This is a genomic window from Mesorhizobium neociceri (assembly GCF_013520985.1).
In the GTDB taxonomy this organism is placed as follows: Bacteria; Pseudomonadota; Alphaproteobacteria; order Rhizobiales; family Rhizobiaceae; genus Mesorhizobium; species Mesorhizobium neociceri.
This window is the reverse complement of sequence record NZ_JACDTY010000013.1, coordinates 81,050-104,299: the sequence shown is the minus strand read 5'-3', so window position 1 is coordinate 104,299 and position 23,250 is coordinate 81,050. Positions and strand designations below refer to the sequence as shown.

21 protein-coding genes and 1 pseudogene are annotated in these 23,250 nt (G+C 63.1%); 11 read left to right on the top strand and 11 right to left on the bottom strand.

What is annotated here, in order from left to right; all coding sequences use genetic code 11:
* The first annotated feature begins 38 nt into the window (after window positions 1-38).
* Window positions 39-632, top strand: a complete 594-nt coding sequence (locus H0241_RS23755) for a hypothetical protein (protein WP_181060265.1) — start codon at window positions 39-41, stop codon at window positions 630-632.
* Between the two features lie 15 nt (window positions 633-647).
* On the opposite strand, the gene H0241_RS23750 is transcribed toward H0241_RS23755, so the two are convergent.
* A complete protein-coding gene (locus H0241_RS23750; protein WP_181060264.1) occupies window positions 648-1,328 on the bottom strand; it encodes a TetR/AcrR family transcriptional regulator in 681 nt (226 codons plus the stop codon).
* An 83-nt stretch (window positions 1,329-1,411) separates the two neighbouring features.
* Between H0241_RS23750 and H0241_RS23745 the strand changes: the two genes are divergently transcribed.
* Window positions 1,412-2,185 (top strand): NIPSNAP family protein, encoded by a 774-nt coding sequence (locus H0241_RS23745; RefSeq protein WP_181060263.1) that lies wholly within the window; start codon window positions 1,412-1,414, stop codon window positions 2,183-2,185.
* Window positions 2,186-2,292: 107 nt separating this feature from the next.
* Entirely contained in the window at window positions 2,293-3,054 is a 762-nt protein-coding gene (locus H0241_RS23740; RefSeq protein ID WP_181060262.1) for an SDR family NAD(P)-dependent oxidoreductase, read from the top strand.
* An 85-nt stretch (window positions 3,055-3,139) separates the two neighbouring features.
* Here the strand turns inward: H0241_RS23740 and H0241_RS23735 are convergent, their stop codons facing one another.
* The gene (locus tag H0241_RS23735; protein WP_181060261.1) at window positions 3,140-3,889 is read right to left on the bottom strand and encodes an SDR family NAD(P)-dependent oxidoreductase; all 750 of its coding nucleotides are present in this window, start codon (window positions 3,887-3,889) and stop codon (window positions 3,140-3,142) included.
* Between the two features lie 117 nt (window positions 3,890-4,006).
* Between H0241_RS23735 and H0241_RS23730 the strand changes: the two genes are divergently transcribed.
* From H0241_RS23730 to H0241_RS23715, 4 genes are all read left to right on the top strand, one after another.
* Complete coding sequence (locus H0241_RS23730; RefSeq protein ID WP_181060260.1) at window positions 4,007-4,906, top strand: LysR family transcriptional regulator; 900 nt, start codon at window positions 4,007-4,009, stop codon at window positions 4,904-4,906.
* 111 nt (window positions 4,907-5,017) lie between these two features.
* Complete coding sequence (fumC, locus tag H0241_RS23725) at window positions 5,018-6,415, top strand: class II fumarate hydratase (RefSeq protein WP_181060259.1); 1,398 nt, start codon at window positions 5,018-5,020, stop codon at window positions 6,413-6,415.
* A 239-nt stretch (window positions 6,416-6,654) separates the two neighbouring features.
* Complete coding sequence (locus H0241_RS23720; protein WP_181060258.1) at window positions 6,655-7,077, top strand: DoxX family protein; 423 nt, start codon at window positions 6,655-6,657, stop codon at window positions 7,075-7,077.
* A 135-nt stretch (window positions 7,078-7,212) separates the two neighbouring features.
* Complete coding sequence (locus H0241_RS23715; protein ID WP_181060257.1) at window positions 7,213-7,626, top strand: DoxX family protein; 414 nt, start codon at window positions 7,213-7,215, stop codon at window positions 7,624-7,626.
* A 25-nt stretch (window positions 7,627-7,651) separates the two neighbouring features.
* On the opposite strand, the gene ppx is transcribed toward H0241_RS23715, so the two are convergent.
* Entirely contained in the window at window positions 7,652-9,184 is a 1,533-nt protein-coding gene (gene ppx / locus H0241_RS23710) for an exopolyphosphatase (RefSeq protein WP_181060256.1), read from the bottom strand.
* Window positions 9,184-11,385, bottom strand: a complete 2,202-nt coding sequence (locus tag H0241_RS23705) for an RNA degradosome polyphosphate kinase (RefSeq protein WP_181060255.1) — start codon at window positions 11,383-11,385, stop codon at window positions 9,184-9,186. The genes ppx and H0241_RS23705 overlap by 1 nt, the downstream gene beginning before the upstream one ends.
* Before the next feature lie 237 nt (window positions 11,386-11,622).
* On the opposite strand from H0241_RS23705, the gene H0241_RS23700 reads away from it, so the two are divergent.
* Entirely contained in the window at window positions 11,623-11,868 is a 246-nt protein-coding gene (locus H0241_RS23700; protein ID WP_181060254.1) for a zinc-finger domain-containing protein, read from the top strand.
* A gap of 19 nt (window positions 11,869-11,887) precedes the next feature.
* Window positions 11,888-13,111: an FAD-dependent monooxygenase gene (locus H0241_RS23695; RefSeq protein WP_181060253.1), complete on the top strand. Its 1,224-nt coding sequence runs from the start codon at window positions 11,888-11,890 to the stop codon at window positions 13,109-13,111.
* Between the two features lie 24 nt (window positions 13,112-13,135).
* Here H0241_RS23695 and H0241_RS23690 read toward each other — a convergent pair whose 3' ends face one another.
* The 5 genes from H0241_RS23690 to H0241_RS23670 form a co-directional block, all read right to left on the bottom strand.
* Window positions 13,136-13,801 carry a TIGR02117 family protein gene (locus H0241_RS23690; protein ID WP_181060252.1) on the bottom strand — a complete coding sequence of 222 codons (666 nt, stop codon included), beginning with the start codon at window positions 13,799-13,801 and terminating at the stop codon, window positions 13,136-13,138.
* 89 nt (window positions 13,802-13,890) lie between these two features.
* On the bottom strand, window positions 13,891-14,694 hold the full coding sequence (locus tag H0241_RS23685; protein WP_023671483.1) for an amino acid ABC transporter ATP-binding protein: 804 nt from the start codon (window positions 14,692-14,694) through the stop codon (window positions 13,891-13,893).
* Between the two features lie 21 nt (window positions 14,695-14,715).
* Window positions 14,716-15,873: an amino acid ABC transporter permease gene (locus H0241_RS23680; protein WP_181060251.1), complete on the bottom strand. Its 1,158-nt coding sequence runs from the start codon at window positions 15,871-15,873 to the stop codon at window positions 14,716-14,718.
* Window positions 15,874-15,878: 5 nt separating this feature from the next.
* Window positions 15,879-17,066 carry an amino acid ABC transporter permease gene (locus H0241_RS23675; protein ID WP_181060250.1) on the bottom strand — a complete coding sequence of 396 codons (1,188 nt, stop codon included), beginning with the start codon at window positions 17,064-17,066 and terminating at the stop codon, window positions 15,879-15,881.
* A gap of 63 nt (window positions 17,067-17,129) precedes the next feature.
* A complete protein-coding gene (locus tag H0241_RS23670) occupies window positions 17,130-18,158 on the bottom strand; it encodes an amino acid ABC transporter substrate-binding protein (RefSeq protein ID WP_181060249.1) in 1,029 nt (342 codons plus the stop codon).
* A gap of 460 nt (window positions 18,159-18,618) precedes the next feature.
* Between H0241_RS23670 and H0241_RS23665 the strand changes: the two genes are divergently transcribed.
* A complete protein-coding gene (locus H0241_RS23665; protein ID WP_181060248.1) occupies window positions 18,619-19,791 on the top strand; it encodes a cystathionine beta-lyase in 1,173 nt (390 codons plus the stop codon).
* Window positions 19,792-20,015: 224 nt separating this feature from the next.
* A pseudogene (locus H0241_RS23660) lies at window positions 20,016-21,088 on the top strand (HPP family protein).
* 64 nt (window positions 21,089-21,152) lie between these two features.
* Here the strand turns inward: H0241_RS23660 and H0241_RS23655 are convergent.
* Entirely contained in the window at window positions 21,153-22,049 is an 897-nt protein-coding gene (locus H0241_RS23655; RefSeq protein ID WP_235984433.1) for a LysR substrate-binding domain-containing protein, read from the bottom strand.
* 71 nt (window positions 22,050-22,120) lie between these two features.
* Entirely contained in the window at window positions 22,121-23,236 is a 1,116-nt protein-coding gene (locus H0241_RS23650; RefSeq protein WP_407941768.1) for a branched-chain amino acid ABC transporter substrate-binding protein, read from the bottom strand.
* Window positions 23,237-23,250: the final 14 nt, after the last annotated feature.

Here is a 23,250-nt window from a genome sequence, read left to right as displayed (position 1 = left end):
CCGCGCCGGTGCTCAGTGGGCGGGCAAAGGAGGATTTCATGAAAATTGCTTCGATAGGCATGGTGCTGGCTGGGTTGCTGCCGGCGGGTGCGGTGCATGCCGCCGATTGCGTCGACGCAAAATCGGCCAAGGCCGGCTTCGTTCTGGAAATGCCCGGCATCCGCAGCGAGTTTCGGCCGGTGGCCGGCGGCATGGTCTCCGTCGCCAACACTTACGAATCGCAATCGCCGCAGACACAGTTCCTGTTCGGCGGCCTGGTCGAAGTGTTTCGCGACAGCGATACCGGGCGGGTGGCGACGATCCCGTTTTCCGATCTGCGAAAACTGTTTCCGCTGAAGACAGGGGCAAAGAGCACGATAGAATTCGTCGAGCTGTCGCCGAACAAGCAACCGAAGAGCACCAAGACGCTGAGCCTGGTCGTCAAGGGCAAGGAGACGTTCAGCGTCGGCGGCTGCAAATACAACGTGCTGGCGGTCAAGGAGACCTTCAAGAACGGTGCCGGCGAGACGTTGGACACGTTCACCGCGCTTTATGCGCCCGATCTGCAAGCGTCTGTCGCCCGGCGTTACGATGAAGGCACCAGCGCGGAATCGGTAAACGGCTACACGACGATCAAGCCGCTTGCCAACTAGGGCGCGGCCTTCCCCTCAAGGTTTTCCCGGCCGCAGCAGGATTCTGCGACGTCGCTTCGCTCCGAATGGCGGCGTTGGGCTGCCCTCAAGTTCGGCCAGGCAATCGCGCAGCACGCTCGCATCCTGTGCCGTCTTGGCCATCGACATGGCGCCGGAATAAGCGGCGATGGCGAGTGCCGCAAAACGCTCGGGATCAGTGCCCTGCTCTCTTCCCGCCTGCTGGTCGGCCCTGATCTTGTCGGCGATCGCCTGACGCCATCCTGCAAAGATGCCGGCCAAAGCGAGGCGGAAATCCGGATCGGCGAGCGACAATTCATGCGCCAGATTGTTGAGCGGACAGCCGCGGACGAAGCCTTGCCGCTCCAGTTCGGCCGCCACCGCCTCGAACACCGCGCGCACGCCCTCGCGCGCCGAGCCTGCTGCCCGTACCGGGCTGATCCAGGTCTCGTCCAAGGCCGCTGCCACCCGCTCCTCTATCACCGCCAAGGCGAGCGCCTTCTTGGTTGGAAAGTGATGATGCAGCGCGCCGCCGGTGACCCCGGCGGTAGCCATCAGTTCGCCAAGGGCGGATGCATGATAGCCGCGCGCCTGGAACGACGCTTCGGCGACATCGAGCACCTTGTTACGAAGGCCTTCCGGATCGTTGGTGCGTTTTCGCGGCGGCCCTTTTGCGGCCCGGGCAATCTCTGCTGACATTTGAAAACGATAGCAGATTGACAAAACAGGACAACCGGTCTGTTTTATAAACCGGATGATCATCCTGTTTTGGAGACGACACAATGACCGTGCCCCGCAACGTGCCCGCAATGGCCAGTCTGCTCGCCTCACCAGTCGTCGAGTTGCGGCAATACACGCTAAAACCCGGCCGGCGCGAGACGCTGATCGACATCTTCGACAGGCGGTTCATCGATGGCCAGGAAGACGCCGGGATAACCATCATCGGCCAATTCCGCGACTTCGACCGGCCCGACATGTTCGTCTGGCTGCGCGGTTTTGACGACATGGAAGCGCGAAAGGAGGCGCTCACCGCCTTCTATGACGGGCCGGTGTGGACGGCGCACCGCGACGCCGCCAATGCGACGATGATCGATTCCGACGATGTGCTGCTCTTGAAGCCGGCATGGCCAGCCGCCGGTTTCGACCTGTCGGGCTCGCTGCGGGACGCCTTGCCTGCGGATGGAAAGCCGAGCGCGGACAATCACTTGACCGGCATCGTTGTCATCCAGATTCATCATCTGCGGCCTGACGCCGAGGCCGATTTCGCCGGCGACTTCGAAACAGACGTCGTTCCGATCCTTACGGCCGCCGGCGGACGGTTGCTTGGCGCCTTCATCACCGAGCACGCCGAAAACAGCTTTCCCCGCCTGCCGGTGCGCTTGGGCGAAAACGTCTTCATCGCCGTGACGGGTTTCGACAGTCTTGAGGCGCATGGTCGCCACGAAGCAGCGCTTGCCGCCTCGCCCCGGTGGCAACTGTTTTGGCAAGCGGCCGATATGACCAGGCCGACCGAAACCTTGCGCCTGTCGCCGACGTCGCAGTCGTTGTTGCGATAACTGGATTTGTACGCCGCCAACCGAAGTTCATACTGAGCGATAGGCCGGCGGCTTGACCGCCCTCGCCGATCGGCATTGCTTTCGTGATCCAACAGCGAGAGCGTTCGATGCGACTTCACGGCAAACGGGCATTGGTGACCGGCGGTTCGGATGGCATCGGCCTGGCCATATCGGACGCCTTCTTGCGCGAAGGCGCCGACGTGCTGATCGTTGGCCGCGACACCGGAAAGCTCGACGCGGCGCGCCAGAAACTGGCGGCTGCAGGCAGTGTGGGGACCCAGTCGGCCGATCTTTCGACCGCTTCCGGCATCGACGCCGTGGTCGAGCGCATGAAAGCAACCGGCCCGCTCGATATCCTAGTCAACAATGCCGGCGTCGCCTATCTGGTGCCGTTCGAGACCGTCACCGAGGACCAGTTCCAGCAGTCCTTCGCGCTCAATGTGACGGCGGCGTTCTTCCTCACCCAGCGGCTGCTGCCACATTTCGGCGCCAACGCCTCGGTCATCAACATCTCATCCTACTTCGCCAACAAGATGATCCCGAAGCGGCCGTCGAGCCTCTATTCTCTGTCCAAGGGCGCGCTGAATTCGCTGACCAAGTCGCTCGCTTTCGAGCTTGGCCCGCGTGGCATCAGGGTCAATGCGATCGCGCCCGGCACGGTCGACACCACCATGCGGCGCAAGTCGATCGAAAACCTGCCGGCGGCAGCGCAAGCCGAGCTCAAGGCCTATGTCGAGCGCAGCTATCCGCTTGGCCGCATCGGCCAGACCAGGGATCTCGCCGGCATTGCGGTCTATCTCGCCAGCGACGAGGCTGCGTGGACCAGCGGCGGGATTTTTGCCGTCGACGGAGGCTATACGGCTGGGTGAAGAACGATCCACAGCAGGCGAATGGGCACAGGCGCGACATCCATCTCAGGGCGGCGATGACCGATTCGCCACCCTGGATGATCGATCAGCGCTGGCCGCCTGAGACGGTAATTCTCTCTCCGGTCATCCAGGACGACTGATCGGACGCCAGAAACAGTGCGACCCGGGCGATGTCGTCAGGTTGGCCCAGTCGGCCCATGGGAATGCCGACCACAATGACCTTCTCGTATTCGGTGCCGACCGCGCCCATCGCCGTCAGACCTTCCGTGGCGGTGGCGCCGGGGGCGATCGAGTTGACGCGGATCTTCCTGCCGGAGAGTTCGTTGGCAAGCGCCTTGGTTACCGCGTCCACTGCGCTCTTGGATGCGGAATAGACGACCGAATTTGGCACCGGGTTGACGCTCGATATGGTGCTGAGATTGATGACGCTGCCGCCCGACGGCCCGAAATTCCAGACGGCCTCCTGAGTGGTCAGGATCGTTCCCAAGACATTGGTATCGAACTGGCGATGGAATTCGGCCTCGGTCACCGCCTCGAGCGGCTGGAACTGGAAGACGCCGGCATTGTTGACGAGGATGTCGAGTGGCCCGAACGCATCGCTTGCCTGCTTGAACAGGCGCTTCACGTCACCCGACCTGGCGACGTCCGCCTGGATGGAGACCGCCTTGCCGCCATCCCGGACAATGGCTTGCACGACCCGATCGGCGTCGGCTTTGCTGCTGGCGTAATTGACCACCACGGCAGCGCCCGCGGCACCGAATTGCCGGGCGATGGCTGCGCCAATACCTTTGGACGCGCCGGTAACGATGGCGACCTTACCCTTGAGTTCATTCATGATTCTTCTCCTGTTGCCGCCACTTGTGGAACTTGGCTGATGCGGTGATGGGGAGATAGGCGATGTCTGAAATAATAGGTATTGCCGTCGAACCCATATGATATATACGTTTTTCGTATGACTGATCGGCTGCAGCAACTCGCGCTTTTCGTGAGAACCGTAGAAACCGGCAGCTTTTCAAAAACTGGCCGCGAGTTGGGGCTGTCGCAACCGTCGGTGTCGCGCGCGATCGCGGCACTCGAAGAGCGTCTAGGGGTGAAACTCCTCCTGCGCACAACCCGTCGGATAACCGCGACTGATGCCGGACTGGCCCTGCTGATCCGTGCGAGGGAGGCGATCGGAAGCATCGACGATGCGGAAAATGCGGCACGTGGCGCAGACAGCCTTTCCGGCGTGCTGCGGGTTGCTCTGCCGACCGCTTACGGCGTACGCGAGATCGTCCCGTTGCTGCCGGCGTTCCTCGAACGCCACCCTGCGCTGAAGATCAACCTTATGATGTCCGATCGCTACGAAGACCTCATCGCCGAGGGTGCAGATCTGGCGTTGCGGCTCGGCAGGCAGCCGGACTCAAGCTTCGTCACGCACAGGCTGGCGACCACGCGGCGCCTGCTTGTCGCTTCGCCGGATTACCTCATGCGTCGCGGAACACCGCGAACGGTCGCCGAACTCGCGGCGCACCATTGCCTCGGCGGCCCTGCGGACCTCGATCGAGGGGTCTGGACATTTCACAAGAACGGCAAGGTGGAAAGCGTGACTGTCGACAACCGCATCTGGACCGGATCGGGCTCCGGCGTGGTTGCCTGTGCCGTGGCCGGGTTGGGGATTGCCGTCAGTTCGCGTTGGATGTGCGGCGACGAATTACGGGCAAGCAGCCTCGTCGAGGTCCTTGGCGATCAGATACTCGATTCGATCGACGCTTTCGTGGTCTTCCCGGCCGGACGGCGACCATCGCAAAAGGCGCGCACCTTCAGCGACTATCTGTCGGAAGCCCTGACCAGACGATATACGGAAGGGTAAGGGAAGGAACGCACCTTCAACCGATTTGCACCCGACCCGACCGCAATCTCTGCTTGAAGGCCATTGTGCAACACGATACGCCGTTGCCGAATTCGATCGTCGGAGGGACACGTGACCGCTGCCAAGACCAGAACCGAAACCGACACGTTCGGCCCCATCGAGGTCGCCGCCGACCGTTATTGGGGCGCGCAGGCGCAGCGTTCCCTCGGCAATTTCAAGATCGGCTGGGAAAAGCAGCCGGCCTCGATCGTGCGCGCGCTGGGCATCGTCAAGCGGGCGGCGGCCGAAGCCAATATGGAGCTGAAGCGGCTCGATCCCTCAATCGGCAGGGTGATCATCGAGGCAGCGCAAGAGGTCATCGACGGCAAGCTCAACGACCATTTCCCGCTGGTGGTCTGGCAGACCGGCTCGGGCACGCAGTCCAACATGAACGCCAATGAGGTGATTTCCAACCGAGCGATCGAATTGCTGGGCGGCGTCATGGGCTCGAAGAAGCCGGTGCACCCCAACGACCACGTCAATATGAGCCAGTCGTCGAACGACACCTATCCGACGGCCATGCACATCGCCTGCGCCGAGCGGATCGTGCACGACCTGTTGCCGGCGCTGAAGCATTTGCATGCCGCGCTCGAGACCAAGACCAAGGCTTTCGCCCACATCATCAAGATCGGCCGCACCCACACGCAGGACGCCACCCCCCTTACCCTGGGCCAGGAATTTTCGGGCTATGCCGCGCAGGTCGCCTCGTCAATCAAGCGCATCGAGATGACGCTGCCCGGCCTGCAGGAACTGGCGCAGGGCGGCACCGCGGTCGGCACCGGCCTTAACGCGCCGGTCGGCTTCGCCGAAAAGGTGGCGGCGCGCATCGCTGACATCACCGGCATCGCCTTCGTCACCGCGCCGAACAAGTTCGAAGCGCTTGCCGCGCATGATTCCATGGTATTCTCGCATGGCGCCATCAACGCGGCTGCCGCAGCGCTGTTCAAGGTCGCCAACGACATCCGCTTCCTCGGTTCCGGCCCGCGCTCCGGCCTCGGCGAACTGTCGCTGCCGGAAAACGAGCCGGGCTCCTCGATCATGCCGGGCAAGGTCAACCCGACCCAGTGCGAGGCGATGACGCAGGTCTGCGTCCAGGTGTTCGGCAACAATGCATCGCTGACCTTCGCCGGCAGCCAGGGCCACTTCGAGCTCAACGTCTACAACCCGCTGATGGCCTACAACTTCCTGCAATCGGTGCAGCTGCTGGCTGACGCGTCGATCTCCTTTACCGACAATTGCGTCGTCGGCATCGAGGCACGCGAAGACAACATCAAGGCGGCGCTCGATCGTTCGCTGATGCTGGTGACCGCACTTGCGCCCACAATCGGCTACGACAATGCCGCCAAGATCGCCAAGACCGCGCACAAGAAAGGCACGACCTTGCGCGAGGAAGCGCTGGCCACCGGGTTGGTCAGCGCGGCCGATTATGACCGGCTGGTGCGGCCCGAGGATATGACGCATCCGGGATAAACAAATTCCAGGAAAAGCGCTTAGCGCTTTCCCTTTGGAACTGCGTCGACCAGAACCCGGAAATTTGGCGGCGGGAAAATTTACTGCCGTCAAACGCCCGATCCGACACGAATTTTGCGCCTTTTTGCCGATCCCTGAAATGTACACTCTGTGAACAATGCGTCGCCGAACTAGTGGCTTTGGTGAACAGTCGGCTTGGTCTATCTGACAGGGCATCAACCCTTTTCGGAGAGCCCACCATGTCCATCAACACTTCCACCGCAGGCGCCGGCACCGCGTCCAACAGCTCCACCACCATCCTGCTCGGCCGCATCCTGCTCGCCGCCATCTTCCTGCTTTCCGGCTTCGGCAAGCTCACCGCCATTTCCGGCACCGCCGGCTATTTCGGCGCCATGGGTCTGCCGGTGCCGACCGTAACGGCCATTGTCGTCGGCCTGATCGAGTTGCTCGGTGGCCTTGCCATCCTCGTTGGTTTCCAGACCCGCATCGCCGCCTGGGTGCTCGCCATCTTCACCATCGCAACGGCCCTTGTGGCCCATACCGGCTGGGCCGACCAAAATCAGATGATCCATTTCCTGAAGAACGTCGCCATCACTGGCGGTTTCCTTCTGCTGGCTTCCTCGGGCCCCGGCGCCTACTCGATAGACGCCAAGCGCGGCTGAGCTTTCCCCTCCCAAGCCTGAAAAAAGCGGTGTGGAATTTTCCACGCCGCTTTTTCGTTGTCTGTCTAAACGCACGCACGCGCCCCTGCTAGGATCGGGATCAGAACAGCCGGCGAACAGACAACGGAGATGACCATGCCCCGCGACGCATTGCTTCTGCTTTCCCGGCTGCTGCTCGCCGCCCTATTCATCCCATCCGGTTATCATGCGCTTGCCGACATTGCCGGCACATCTGGCTATTTCGCCGGCCTCGGCATGCCGCTGCCGACGCTTGCCGCCTCGGGAACGGGCCTGTTCGAGCTGATCGCCGGTTTCCTGGTCCTAGTCGGCTTTCAGACGCCGGTCGTTGCGATGCTTCTTGCCGCCTTCTGCATCGTCGCGGGCGCCATTGGCCATTACGGCCAGGGCGGCGACGATCCAATGCTCGTCTTCATGCACCAGCAGATGCTGATGAAGGATATAGCCATCGCCGGCGGCTTCCTGGCGCTGGCCATGGCTGGTGCCGGCGCCTGGTCGATCGACGGGCGGATGGCTGCGGGCCGTGCCTGAGCAGTCTGCCGGCTCGGGCCGAAGACTACTTCACCGAGACGCTCTGACCGCCTTCAACCGCCAGCACCAGCCGGCGGTTGGTGACCCGCGCCAGTTGCGCCAGGCGTCCGGCCGGGCGTTCGCCGTAGAGATCGGAGAGCGAAGCCGGCAGCACCAACGCCAGCGGGCCATTGCCGCGGTTTTCCCATTTCAGCCTCGGCATGACGCCTGGCATTGCCGCAGTCAGCAGGTAGACGACGCGCAGCATCGCCGCCAGCACGCGGGCGCGCTCGAGATAGCGAGGCGTCGCCAGCGCGCGGAGTTCCGGCGCCGCATCGTTGAACACACCCTCGTGGCGAAACAGGCCGACCAGCGCCAGGAAGGCGCGGCCGGGGTGATCGACGCCGATGAAGGAGGCGTGGGCGATGATGTTGAGCGACTGCTTGCCACGATATTCCGGATGCGCGCGCCAGCCAATATCGGCCAGCAGGCAGGCGGCGTGGCGATAACGCGCCTCATCCTCGGTCTCGTCGATGCCGAAGGCGGCAAAGGCCTTGCCCGTCCATTCGACAAGCTCATGCGCATGAGTGGTCGAGCGCGAGCGCAGCTGGGCCAACTCCTCCGACGCCGAGATCAGTGGATCGGCCTTCTGCTCGGCCGCACCCAGCAGCGAATAGAGAAAGCCCTCGCGCACGCCGAGCGCAGAGACGATGATCTTCGACGGCTGCATCGCCGCCATAATTTCCTGCAGCACGATGGCACCATAGGGCAGCAACGAGCGGCGGTTCTTGGAGACGCCCTCGATGCCCCTGACCTTTTCGATCTCGCCTTTCGCAACCTGCTTGAGGAAGTTCGCCGCGCTGTCGGCGCTGATTTCGTAGTGGTGCATGACACCGAGCGGATAGGTGCTCATTTCCATATGCAGCCGGGCGAGATTTCGCCAAGTGCCGCCGACGGTGTAGAAGGGCCTGCCCTGGCCGCCCTTCAAGAGCTTTGCCCGCGCCAGCTGTTCGCGCGCAATCTTTGCCGCCTGGGCGAGCGAATTCTTCGCCATGTCCTGCAGCCGCAAGCCGCCCAGCGGCAGCGTGATGCCGTCGCCGATCGCCTCGCCATTGATGTCGATCAGCTCGAGGCTGCCGCCGCCAAGGTCGCCGGCAATGCCGTTGGCCGGGTGGAAGCCCGAAATGACGCCGAGCGCCGAATAGTGCGCTTCCTGGCGACCGCTCAGCACCCGGATCTCGGTCTTGAGCACGTCTTCGGCGCGGTGAATGAAGTCGGGGCCGTTGACCGCCTCGCGAGCGGCAGCGGTGGCAAGCACATATATATGCTCGGCGCCAACTTGATCCGAAAGGGCGCGGAATCGCCGAAACTCCTCCATCGAGCGCGTTACCGCCTCGGGATCGAGCTTGCCGGTCGAAACGATGCCGCGGCCGAGGCCGGCCAGCATCTTTTCGTTGAACAGCGTGGTCGGCGAACGCGCCAGCCCTTCATAGATGACCAGGCGGATCGAGTTCGAGCCGATGTCGATGATGGACAGCGGTCGGCGATCCTGAAGCCGGCCCTGGGAAGTTGCAATCATCAGCCGGACGCTGCAGCGTTTTTCTTGCGGCGCTTGAACTGCGCGATGCGCTTGGGCGCATGCGACTTCAGCGCATCGCCCCGTCCGGACAGGCTAGGATTGGTCATGAAATATTCCTGCGCGTTGAACGGTTCCTCACCCTCCTCCAGCACGACGCGCCGGGAGGTTCCGTCAGCCAATACGTCGAAACTTTGCTGGTTGTCCATGATGTTGCCCAGCATGATCTGGCCAAGTATCTGTTCATGCACTGTTGGATTGGTGATCGGCACCATGGTCTCGACGCGGCGGTCGAGATTGCGCGGCATCAGGTCGGCCGACGAGATGTAGACGATCGCCTCGTCCGAGGGCAGGCCATGGCCGTTGCCGAAGCAGTAGATGCGGCTGTGTTCAAGAAAGCGGCCGACAATCGACTTGACCCGGATGTTTTCCGACAGGCCGGGCACCTGTGGCCTGAGGCAGCAAATGCCGCGCACGACGAGATCGATCTCGACGCCGGCGCGGCTGGCATCATAGAGCGCGTCGATGATGTTCGGGTCGACGAGCGCGTTCATCTTCATCCAGATACGCGCCGGCCGGCCCGCCAGCGCATGGGCGATCTCGTCGGCAATGTGTTTCAGGATGCGGCTGCGCAGCGTGAACGGCGAGATGGCGATCCGCATCTCATCGGTCGGCTCGGCATAGCCGGTGATGAAGTTGAACAGCTGGGCGACATCGCGCGCAATCGTCGGATCGGTGGTGAAGAAGGACAGGTCGGTGTAGATGCGCGCGGTGACCGGATGGTAGTTGCCGGTGCCCAGATGCACATAGTTGCGCAGCTTGCCGTCCTCGCGCCGCACCACCAGCGACATTTTCGCATGGGTCTTCAACTCGAGGAAGCCGAACACGACCTGGACGCCAGCGCGTTCGAGGTCGCGCGCCCAGCGGATATTGGCTTCCTCGTCGAAGCGCGCCTTGAGCTCGACAAGCGCCGTCACCGACTTGCCGGCCTCGGCCGCATCGACCAGCGCGCGCACGATCGGGCTGTCATTGGAGGTGCGATAAAGCGTCTGCTTGATCGCCACCACTTCAGGGTCGGCCATCGCCTGGCGCAGGAACTGCACCACCACGTCGAAGGATTCATAGGGGTGGTGGACGACGATGTCCTTCTCGCGGATGGCCGCGAAACAATCGCCGCCATGCTCGCGGATGCGCTCGGGAAAGCGCGGATTGTAGGGCCTGAACTTGAGGTCGTCGCGCGGCACGGCGACAATCTCGGAAATCTGGCTGAGCGCCAGCGGGCCGGTCAGAACGCTGATGCGGCTCGAAGAGACGCCAAGCTCGCCGGCAACGAATTCGCGCAATTCGCCGGGCATCAACTTGTCGAATTCGATGCGGATGACCGAACCGCGGCGGCGGCGCTTCAGCGCCGTTTCGAACAGGCGCACGAGGTCCTCGGACTCCTCCTCGACCTCGATGTCGCTGTCCCGGATGATGCGGAAGGTGCCGGAGCCCTTGACCTCATAGCCGGGGAACAGCTTGCCGATATAGAGGCCGACCGCCTCCTCGAGCGGAATGAAGCGGACATGCTGCTTACGGTCGGGCAGGCGGATGAAGCGCTTCAGCGCCACCGGCAGGCGCAGAAGCGCGCTCATCTCCTCGCCGTTCTTGCGATGGCGCAATTGCAGCGCCATCGAGAAGCCGAGATTGGGAATGAACGGGAACGGATGCGCCGGGTCGATCGACAGCGGGGTCAGCACCGGGAACACCTGGTCCTGGAAATGGTCTTCGAGCCAGACCTTCTCATCCTTGGTCAGTGCATCGCGGGTGATGCTCTCAATGCCTTCCTTGTTGAGCAGCAGCATCAGCGCCGACAGGCTGTTTTGCTGGTCCTCCTGCAGCCGCTCGACCTCGCGCAGCAATTGTTCGAGCTGCTGCTCGGGCGTGCGGCCGTCGGGGCTCTTGAGCGCGATGCCTTCGCGAACCTGGCCGGCAAGACCGGCGACGCGGACCATGAAGAATTCATCGAGATTGGCGGCCGAGATCGACAGGAAGCGGACCCGCTCGAGCAGCGGATGGTGCTCGTTCTGCGATTCCTCGAGAACGCGCCGGTTGAACTGCAGCCAGGAGAATTCGCGGTTGACGAAACGGTCGGGATTGCCGCCCTCGGGGCTTGCCACCTCGACATTAATGAATTCGCTCTGCACCGGCTTCAGTTCATTCATGGTTTCCTGCCCGCAACCCGTTCCCTTGGAGCGCTGCACATGCCGAGATGGCCATGGACGCTCTAACATGCCTTTGTGACGCATAATCCGTCGCGGAGTAGCTCAGCTTCCGGGGTCATGCGCTTAACCGGCTTAACTTATCCTCTGACAGGGTTTTACGACAGTTTCATTTCATCGATCTTGCAAACAGAGCTGTTATGATCCAGATGCAGACGAGACTGCGTTAAGGAGACGATGATGGCAGGCGGTTCCATTCCCCATTTCCAGAACGATGCAGGCCATCCGGCCATCGACATCGGTGTCAGGGAATTCATGTGCACCGGCGCCAACCCACCCTTCGACCATCCGCATGTGTTCCTCGACATGGGCGACGACAATGAAAAGGTCTGCCCCTATTGCTCGACACTCTACCGCTATTCGGCGAAGCTGAGGGCGACGGAAACGGTGCCGGCCGGCTGCATTTACATCGACCAGGCCGCCTGATCCTTTCGCGGCAAGCCCGATGGAAGACATCAGGTCCCGGCAGGTCATAATCGCCGGGGCCGGCGTCGCCGGGTTGACGGCTGCCCTTGCCTTCGCCGAACGCGGATATCCCGTAAAACTCTTCGAACAGGCGTCGCGCCTCGAAGCGGCCGGCGCAGGCATCCAGCTTTCGCCCAACGCAACACGCATTCTTCGAAAACTCCGCGTGCTCGACCGGCTGCTGCCGGCGGCCTTGCGACCGGAAGCGGTGGTGCTCAAGGACGCAGCGACGCTGCGCGAACTGGCGCGGGTGCCACTTGGGCAAGTCGCAGAAGTGCGCTGGCAGGCGCCCTATCTCGTAGCCCACCGCGCCGATCTGCAGGCAGCGCTGCTGGCGCAGGCCGCTGACCGGCCGGAGATTGAGCTTGTCACAGGTGCCCGGGTGACCGATATCGCCACCAACGCGCAAGATGTTGCCGTGACCGCCGAAGCGGATGGCCGCGCGGTCGAGGCGCGTGGCCGGCTCCTGGTTGGCGCCGACGGTGTCTGGTCGTCGGTTCGGGCGCAGCTCACGGGCTTCGGCAAAAGCCGCTTCTCGGGCGAACTCGCCTGGCGGGCCACGATCGCGACCGAGAGTGCCGCCGGAGAGGCCTTTGCGGCCATCGGCGCCGCCGACTGCGTCACCACGTTCCTGCATCCCGGCTTCCACATGGTCGCCTATCCCGTCAGCAAGGGCCGCGCCTTCAATCTCGCCGCCTTCACCAAGGGCGAGCGTATAGCCGAAGGCTGGTCGGGCCGTGCCGATCCCGCCATCCTCAGTACCGCCCTGCGCTACACCGCGCCGGGCCTGGCGAAGCTTGTGGCGCTGGCCGGCCCCTGGACGGCCTTTCCAATCCACACCGTCGAACAAGCGCGGTGGACGAGCTCGCAGGGCATTGCCCTGATCGGCGACGCCGCGCATGCGATGACGCCGTTTGCGGCGCAAGGTGCCGCCATGGCGATAGAGGATGCCGTGACGCTGGCTGACGTCATTGCCGATTTCCCCGCCGATCCGGCGAAAAGCCTTCAAATCTGGGAAAACCTGCGGCGGCCACGGGTCGCCAAGGCCGCCCGTCGCGGCGCCGTCAACCGCCTGGCCTGGCACGCCGCCGGTCCGGTGGCGATCGCCCGCAACCTGTTCCTGGCAATCCGCTCGCCTGAAAAGCTCGCAACCGATCTCGACTGGCTCTACGGCTGGGAGCCGCAGAAAATCATTCGGCGCTGAGCGGCGCCGGGATGCCGTTTTTGCCTAGTTGTAAAGCCGCATCGACAGGCCGAGCGAGGCCGGCAGTGGGTTCCACCAGCCGGTGCGCAGGCCAGCGGTGCGCAGACCCGCCGCCGTCCAGGTGTTGCAGCCGACCAACGCGTTGAAATGGCCGTTCGCCTCGAAGAAGCGGTCGAAGCGGGAATAGGCGGCATTCTCGATGACAACCGGACCGTTCGGCCCTTGCTGGAAGCTCGCGTCGATGTAATCAAGCAGTGCTGCAAAACGCCCCTCATCGATGTCGAAGCCGGTGACGTCGGGATGCGGCTCGGCGATGGCGCCGGCGATATCCACATGCATGACCGAGGCGTCCAGCGTCAGCGCCTTGAGCACAGGCACTGCTTTCAGCTCAGACCAGCTCGGCGTCTCCAGATAGAAGGCGCGGCCGCCCCAGCCGAAGACGATGTAGCGCACCTCAGGAGCGTCCGCGGGGATGCCGGCATCGACCAGGAAGCGGAAGCGTTGGCGTACCTCGTCGTCGACGGGAATGGCGATGTCGGTGTGGATCGGATTCTTCAGCACCAGAATGTGGCGTGTGCCCTCACCCGCCGCCGATGCCGGCCAGAGCGGGCGCGGCACCAACGTGCCGAGCGTGGTGGCAAGCACGACCGCGACAACCAGCATGGCCAGGAAACGCAGGGCTTTTCTCATGCGGTCTCCCGGCGTCATCGTCCGGCCCCAAAAAAGCAAAAAAGCCCGGCCGCATTGCGGCTGGGCTCTTTTTGTTTGCATCGAAACGATCAGTGCAGGATCTGCGACAGGAACAGCTTCGTACGCTCGTGGCGCGGATGGTCGAAGAACTCGGCCGGCGTGTTCTGTTCCACGATCTGGCCCTGATCCATGAAGATCACCCGATTGGCGACCTTGCGGGCAAAGCCCATTTCGTGGGTGACGCAGAGCATCGTCATGCCTTCCTCGGCGAGACCCACCATCGTCTCCAGAACTTCCTTGATCATTTCGGGATCGAGCGCCGAGGTCGGCTCATCGAAGAGCATGATGCGCGGGTTCATGCACAGCGAGCGCGCAATCGCCACGCGCTGCTGCTGGCCGCCGGACAGCTGGCCCGGATATTTGTTGGCCTGTTCGGGGATTTTCACGCGCTTGAGGAAGTGCATGGCGATTTCCTCGGCCTGCTTCTTCGGCGTCTTGCGCACCCAGATCGGCGCCAGCGTGCAGTTCTCCAGGATGGTCAGGTGCGGGAACAGGTTGAAGTGCTGGAACACCATGCCGACCTCGCGGCGCACCTCGTCGATCTTCTTCAAATCGTTGGTCAGTTCCTTGCCGTCGACGATGATCTTGCCCTTCTGGTGTTCCTCCAGCCGGTTGATGCAGCGGATCATCGTCGATTTGCCGGAGCCGGATGGACCGCAGATGACGATGCGCTCGCCGCGCATCACCTTCAGATTGATGTCCTTCAGCACATGGAACTCGCCATACCATTTGTGCATGCCGATAATGTCGATGGCGACATCGGTGGTCGAGATGTGCATCTTCTTGGCATCGACCTTGATCTCTTCGGCGCTGACGGCGTTTTCTATGACCATGGCAGGTTCCCCTTTTTGTTCTTAGCGTTTGTGGCCGGTGTCGAGCCGGCGTTCCGTATACATGGAATAGCGCGACATGCCGAAGCAGAACAGCCAGAAGACAAAGGCTGCAAAGATCAGGCCGGACTTGGTGGTCTGCGGCGTCGCCCAGCTGGGATCGGAGAAGTTCTGCTTGACGACACCAAGCAGGTCGAACATCGAGATGATGATAACCAGGCTGGTGTCCTTGAACATGCCGATGAAGGTGTTGACGATGCCGGGAATGACCAGCTTCAGCGCCTGCGGCAGCACGATCAGAACCATCTTCTGCCAGTAGCCGAGGCCAAGCGAATCCGCACCCTCATACTGACCCTTGGGGATCGCCTGCAGGCCGCCGCGCACCACTTCGGCCATATAGGCAGCAGCAAACAGCGAAACGCCGATCAATGCCCTGAGATACTTGTCGAAGGAAACGCCGGCGGGCAGGAACAGCGGCAGCATGACGCTGGCGAAGAACAGCACGGTGATCAGCGGAATGCCGCGAACGAATTCGATGAAGACCACGCACAGTGTCTTGACGATCGGCATCTTGGAGCGCCGGCCAAGGGCCAGCACGATGCCCATCGGCAGCGACACGGCGATGCCGACGAAAGACAGGCTCAGCGTCACCAGCAGGCCGCCCCACAACTGCGTCTCGACATGCGGCAGGCCGAACATGCCGCCGACCAGCAGCACGAAGGCAACGATCGGCAGCACCAGGAAGAGCAGGATGGCGTTCAGCCCCTTGCGCGGCACGCGCGGGATCAGCAGCGGCACCAGCAGCGCCACGAACAGGATGGCGACCAGGATCGGCCGCCAGCGCTCTTCTATGGGATAGCGGCCGAGCATGAACTGGCCGAACTTGGCGTTGACGAAGGCCCAGCAGGCGCCGGACCAGCCGTCCGGCTGAATGCCGCCTTGCGCCGCCGTGGCGCATACCGTGCGGTCCGCTCCCACCCATTGGGCGCTGATGAAGGCCCAGTTGATGATTGGCGGCAGGATCAGCACGACCAGCGCGATGCCCAGGACGGTCAGGATGATGTCGCCCACAGAGCCGACCAGGTTCTTGCGAACCCAGGCCAAGGGGCCGCGCACTCCGGCCGGCGCCTGTTGCGCCAGTGCCATTTCGGTCCGCACCCAGGCGGTATCATGTTCCTGCATGGCCGTTACCTCTCCACCAGCGCCATTCTGGCGTTGACCACGTTCATGACTGCCGAGGTCACCAGGCTGATGACGAGATAGACGACCATCATGATCAGAACGCCCTCGACCGCCTGGCCCGTCTGGTTCAGCACCGTGCCGGCTGTCGCCGTCAGGTCGGGATAACCGATGGCGATGGCCAGCGACGAGTTCTTGGTCAGGTTGAGATACTGGCTGGTCAGCGGCGGGATGACGATGCGCATGGCTTGCGGAACGACGACAAGCCGCAGGATCGATCCCGGCCGCATCCCCAGCGCTCCCGCCGCCTCGGTCTGGCCCTTGCTGACACCGAGAATGCCGGCGCGCACGATCTCGGCGATGAAAGCCGCCGTGTAGCAGGACAACGCCAGATAGAGCGAAAGGAACTCCGGCTTGACCTGGAAACCGCCGGTCAGGTTGAAAGTCGATTGCTTCGGGAAATCGAAGGTCAGCGGAAAACCGCTCAGCACGTAGGCGAGCAGCGGCAGGCCGATGATCAGCGCCAGCGAGGTCCAGAACACTGGAAACTGTTGACCGGTCGCCATCTGCCGCTGGCGCGCCGTGCGAGCGACGAACCACGCCAGGGCGATACCGACAAGCAAAGCGACGAAGATCAGCCAGGAGCCGTCGCCCCAGACAGCGCGTGGAAAATAGAAGCCGCGCTGGTTGAGAAAAGAGCCGAACGGCAGGTTGATGCTTTCGCGCACCACGGGCAAGACCGCCAGCACGCCGGAATACCAGAAGAAGATCACCAGCAGCGGCGGGATGTTGCGGAAGACCTCGACATAGACCGTGCAGATCTTGCGGATCAGCCAGTTGTGCGACAAACGGCCGATACCAACAATGAAGCCGATGATGGTCGCGGTGATGATGCCGGCAACGGCGACGATGAGGGTGTTGATCAGTCCGACGACAATAGCACGCCCATAAGTGCTGTCCGAGCTATAAGCGATGGCGCTTTCAGAGATGTCGAAGCCGGCGCGGTTCTTCAGGAAGCCGAAACCGGAGGCAATGTGCAGGCGCTGCAGGTTCTCGATGACGTTGTGGACGATCCACCAGACGCCCGCCACCAGCAAGATGACGACAACCGCCTGGAAGAAAATCCCGCGGACTTTCGGATCGTTGATAAAGGAACCTCGGCTCGGTTCCTCGCGAAGAACTTCCTGCGACGCCATTGGACCATCCCCTGGAAAGAGAAACCGGAAGGCAGACGATCTGCCTTCCGGATCACATTTCGATCAGCGGATCGGTGGCGCGTATTGCAGGCCGCCCTTGGTCCACAGCGCATTGATGCCGCGCGCAATCTTCAGCGGGCTGCCCGTGCCGACATTGCGCTCGAACATCTCACCGTAATTGCCGACTGCCTTGACGATGTTGACGACCCAGTCATTGCTCACGCCAAGGTCGGTGCCGATCTTGGTTTCAGCTTCCTGACCGAGCACGCGCTTGATCTCCGGGCTATCCGAGGTCTTCATCTCTTCGACATTGGCCTGGGTGATGCCCAGTTCCTCGGCCTGCAACAGCGCGAAGTAGGTCCACTTGACGATGTGGTACCACTGGTCGTCACCCTGGCGCACGGCCGGGCCGAGCGGCTCCTTGGAGATGATCTCGGGCAGCACGACATGATCGGCCGGCGCGCTGAGCGTCAGGCGGATGCCGTAGAGGCCCGACTGGTCGGTGGTGTAGACATCGCAGCGGCCGGCGTCATAGGCGGCGTTGACCTCTTCCAGCTTTTCGAAGACGACCGGATTGTATTCCATCTTGTTCGCCTTGAAGTAGTCGGCGAGGTTGAGCTCGGTGGTGGTGCCGCTCTGCACGCAGACCGCCGCGCCCGAAAGCTGCAGCGCCGAATTGACGCCCGGCAACTTCTTGGCGTTGATCATGAAGCCCTGGCCGTCATAATAGGTGACGCCGACGAAGTTCAGGCCAAGCGCGGTATCGCGATTGATGGTCCAGGTGGTGTTGCGCGATAGGATGTCGACTTCGCCCGATTGCAGCGCGGTGAAGCGCTCCTTGGCGCTGAGCGGGGTGAACTTGACCTTGGTGCCGTCACCGAAGACGGCGGCCGCGACAGCGCGGCAGAAATCAGCATCGATGCCTTTCCAATCGCCCTTGTCGTCCGGCGCCGAGAACCCGGCCAGACCGGTCGAGACGCCGCACTGGATGAAGCCTTTCGCCTTGACGTCGTCGAGCGTGCTCGCCGACGCGGCTGACGCCATAAATCCGAGAGCGGCAGCGCCAAGAATGCCAATTGCAATGTGTTTCATAACCCACAGACCCTTTTCTGTTTTCAGGTAAACCCTGATCCTCAGGCAAATCCTGATCTTTTTCCCGTGTGAACCCGGCTCCCATCCGGTGCATTCCGGAACCCCGCGTCGTAACCGACGCCCGGCCCCTCCCATTCACGAACTGCATCGAAGGCGATTATTCCTGTGAGGTCAAGGGAAATGACCGATTCACGACAGCTTTGAAAACCAATTGCCGCAAATGCCTGAATTGCAGACAACAGCGTCATGAAAGCAGCAAGCCGCGCAAACAAAACCGGCAAAGTCCATCGACACTAATCCGCATCCGCCGGCGAAATCCGCGGCCCTGGATTACCAGGCATCCCAGACTGTTCATGGGGGAATTGGCCTATGCAAAGGGCGTCGCCTGGCGGGCGCCCGGCTGTTGCGCGACCCATGCCGCCGCACTATGGCTAGCGCTTTCACCACAAGGCGAACAGCTATGGCGACAGACGGCGGCGAACTGGGCATCAACACGCGGCTCGCCCATTCAGGCAACAACCCGCACGACTATTTCGGCTTCGTCAATCCGCCGGTCGTGCATGCCTCGACCGTGCTTTACCCCAATGCAGCGACAATGGCGGCCCGCAGCCAGAAATACACCTACGGCACCCGCGGCACGCCGACGACCGACGCGCTGGCGCATGCGATCGACGCGTTGGAAGGCTCGGCCGGCACCATCTTGGTACCGTCGGGCCTGGCGGCGGTGACGATCCCGTTGCTGGCGTTCCTGTCGGCGGGCGATCACATCCTGATCGTCGATTCGGTCTATCACCCGACCCGCAATTTCGCCGACACGATGTTGAAGCGGCTGGACGTCGAGGTCGAGTATTACGATCCATATACCGGCGCCGGCATCGCCAGGCTGATCAAGCCGAACACCAAAGTCGTGCTCACGGAATCGCCGGCCTCCAACACCTTCGAGGTGCAGGACGTCCCGGCCATTGCCAAGGCGGCGCACGCGGCCGGCGCTATCGTCATGATGGACAACACCTGGGCGACGCCGCTCTATTTCCGCCCGCTCGACCACGGCGTCGATATCTCGATCCATGCGGCGACGAAGTACCCTGCCGGTCATTCCGATGTGCTGATGGGAACGGTGTCGGCCAATGCCGATTGTTGGAAACAGCTTTGCGAGACATTCTACACGATGGGTTGCTGCGCCGGCCCCGACGACGTCTACCAGGTGCTGCGAGGCCTGCGCACGATGGGCGTGCGGCTCGATCACCATCAAAAGAGCGCGCTTGCCATCGCCAGTTGGCTGGAAGGCCAGCCCGGCGTGGCGCGCGTGCTGCACCCGGCGCTCCCCAGCCATCCCGACCATGCCGTGTGGAAGCGCGATTTTTCCGGCTCGAGCGGCATCTTTTCCATTGTGCTCAGGGGCGGCGGCCAGAAACAGCAGCACGCCTTCCTCGATGCGCTGAAGATCTTCGGCCTCGGCTATTCATGGGGCGGCTATGAGAGCCTTGCCGTCCCGGTCTTCCTCGGCGATCGCACCGTCGCCAAAGGCCCCTATGACGGGCCGCTGATCCGCCTGCAGATCGGGCTCGAGAATGTCGAGGACCTCAAGGCCGATATCCTGCGCGGACTGGCCGCTGCGGCTGCTGCGGTATGAACCGCAACCTACCAAGCTGAATCCGCAAACCGGCACAAAGGCCTGAAAAGACTGGCTGGAAGCTTTGTGAGACGCCCGATGTCGCAAAGCCGCTCATCGCTTGACCACGCGCAATGTTATTTCCCAAGTGCGCGCTTTTTCGGATCGGTTTGACTTTCAAAGTCGGCGATCCGGCATCATTGCAGGGTGCTTCGAGCTGCAATTCCAGCCATCCCGAGCTTGCCATGGCCTTTCGTCTCTTTGTCCCCATTCTCGCCGGCGCGACGCTGCGCGAGCGCCTCATCGCCTGTATCGGCGCGATGATCGGCATTGCGCTGACCGGGGCGATCGGCGCGCTGGTGCTCGGCAACGGCCCGCATGTGCCTCTGCTGGTGGCGCCGATGGGCGCGTCGGCGGTGCTGCTGTTTGCGGTGCCCGCGAGCCCGCTGGCGCAGCCATGGTCGATCATCGGCGGCAACACCATATCCGCGCTGATCGGCGTGATCGTTGCGCATTTCGTGCATGAGCCGGCTCTCGCCACGGGCATAGCCGGGCGCTGGCGATCGCCGCCATGTCGTTCACGCGTTGCCTGCATCCGCCGGGCGGAGCCGCCACGCTGACCGCCGTGCTCGGCGGACCAGCCGTGACCAGCGCCGGCTTCCTGTTTCCCTTCGTGCCGGTGGCGCTGAACTCGATCATTCTGGTCGCGCTCGGCTACGCTTTCCATAGGCTGTCGCGACGCAGCTACCCGCACCGGCCCTCTCCTGTCGCCAACAGCCACGGAACGGCCGACCCGCCGGCGGTGCAGCGCGTCGGCTTCCAGCCCGAGGATATCGATGCCGCGCTCGGCGCACTGGACGAGAGCTTCGATATCGATCGCGGCGATCTCGAACTGCTGCTGCGCCAGGTCGAATTGCAGGCCATGGTCCGCTCGCACCGGACGTTGCTGTGCGCCGACATCATGTCGCGCGATGTGGTGTCGGTGCCTGAGCATGCTTCCGCCGACCAGGCGCGACAGCAACTCCTCGATCACAACGTCCGCACCTTGCCGGTTGTCGACGCAGAGGCAAGGCTAGTCGGCGCCGTCGGCCTGCGCGAATTGACGAGAGCCACCGAAACGGTAAGAGGCGTGATGTCGAACGCCGGCACCGCCTCCCCCGACACACCGGCGATGAGCCTGCTGCCCATACTCACCGACGGGCGCAGCCATGCCGTGGTCATTGTTGACGGCGAGTGGCACATTCTCGGTCTGATCACGCAGACGGATCTCCTGGCAGTAGCGGCGCGAATACAAACGACGCCTCTGGTGACCGCCTAGCGGCGGCGCTGGCCCGCCTTGCTCGCCTAGCGCTGGCGAGATCGCCGAACGGGCTGCCACCACGTCAGTCCCGTTTCGTGCCGTCCTGCGCAAGCAGCCAGTCGATCATCTGTGCGGCTTGCGCGGGCGGACGGTCCGGCGCCAGGATGGACAGGCTGAGGCCGGTGGCGACGCGCCTCGGGAACGGCGCCACCAGCGAACCGGCGGCAAGTGCGCGCGACACCAGCGCCTCATGCCCCATCAGCACGCCGGCGCCATCGATCGCCGCCTGCAGGGCCATGCTGTAGAGCGAAAACTCGGAGCCGGTGTCGATCGATGGCCCCTTCACGCCAGCAGCCTCGAACCACAGGCTCCAGTCGCCGGTCCAGGTGGTGTCCCAAAGCAGAAGCTGCGACGACAGATCGGCCGGCGTTTTCAACTGCTGCGCCAAGGCTGGCGCGCAGACCGGAAAGATGGCGTCGTCGCAGAGCTTGAACGCGCGGCTGCCGGCCGGGGCATGCCTGGTCAGGAAGATGGCGAGGTCGAACGGTTCGCGCCTGAAGTCCGGCGGCTCCTCCAGTGTATGAATGGATGGGCGAAGCGCCGGAAGAGCTGTGCGCAGCGCCGGCAGGCGCGGCGCAAGCCAAAGCTGGGCGATCGACGGCAGCGCGGCGATGCTGACCTGCGGCCTCGGCGCCGAGATGCGCAGCTCCTGAACGGCAAGGCCCATGGCGTCGAATGCCGTGGAGAAGGCCGGCAGCGCCGCGCGGCCGGCCTCGGTCAGATGCAACCCCTGTGCATGGCGCGCGAACAGCGGCGAGCCCAGCCATGCCTCGAGTGCCTTGACCTGATGCGATACGGCCGCAGGCGTGACGCCGAGCTCGTCGGCAGCCTTGGCAAAGCTTTGATGACGGGCGGCCGCCTCAAAAGCCCGCAAGCTGTTGAGCGGTGGCATTCGGGGTCGAGGCGGATTGACGGCCATCGTCCGGCTCCCTGGGGCATCGGCGACCGGTGCCCCAGACGCCGATGCAAGGTTCTATTCGAGGGCCCTCTCTACTTAAGGGCCACTGGGGTCAGCTTGCCGTTGACCTCCCGCCACTCGAATACGACGAAGCCCGGCTGCTTGATATCCCCCTTGCCGTCATAGGAGATCGAACCGAGCACGGTCGAGATGCTGGCGCCGGAATGGAGATAGTCGGACGCGGCCTTGGGATCGTCGGCCTTGGCCTTGGCGATCGCCTCGGCGATGATCTGCGTCGCGGCATAGGCATAAAGCGTCACCGCCTCAGTCGGCACGTTCTTGGCTTTCAGGTCGGCAACGGCGTCCTTGGCCTCGGCGAAGGTGGCAGGGTCCGGGAACGACGTCATCAGGGTTCCGGCAGCGCCGTCGCCGCCGATGGCGCCGAACTCGCTGTTGGAGATGCCGTCGCCGCCCATCAGGATCGTGGCGGCGCCCTGGTCGTGCATCTGCCTGACGATCAGCCCAGCCTCGGTGTGCTGGCCGCCATAGTAGACGAGGTCCGCGCCCGACTGCTTGATCTTGGCGACGAGCGAGGCGTAATCCTTCTCGCCGGGGTTGATCTCCTCGTGCAGGACTTCCTGGCCGCCGCCGGCATTGTAGGCCTTGGCCATCTCGTCGGCGAGGCCCTTGCCCGCCGTCGACTTGTCGTCGACGATCGCGACCTTCTTGTCCTTGAAGCGTTCGAGCACGAATTTGGCGGCGATGATGCCTTGCTGGTCGTCGCGGCCGCAGGCCCTGAAGGCGTTCCACAGACCGCGCTCGGTCACCATCGGATTGGTGGCCGTCGGCGTGACGAACAGAACGCCGTTTTCGGCGTAGACTTCGGAAGCCGGAATGGTGACGCCGGAATTGTAGTGGCCGACGACATAGTGGACGCCGTCGGCAATGAATTTGTTGGCGACGGAGACGCCCTGCTTCGGGTCGGAGACATCGTCGCCAATCGAGACGGCAAGTTTCTGGCCGAGCACACCGCCATTGGCGTTGATGCGCTCGACCGCGGTTTCGACGCCGATGCGATACTGTTCGCCATAGGCGGCGTTCGGTCCCGACATCGGACCGGCCACCCCCAGCACGATATCTGCCCTTGCAACACCGACGGCGGCGGCCGTCATCAGGGCAGCAGTCATCATCCGCAAGATCATGCGCATTTTATTCCCCTTTG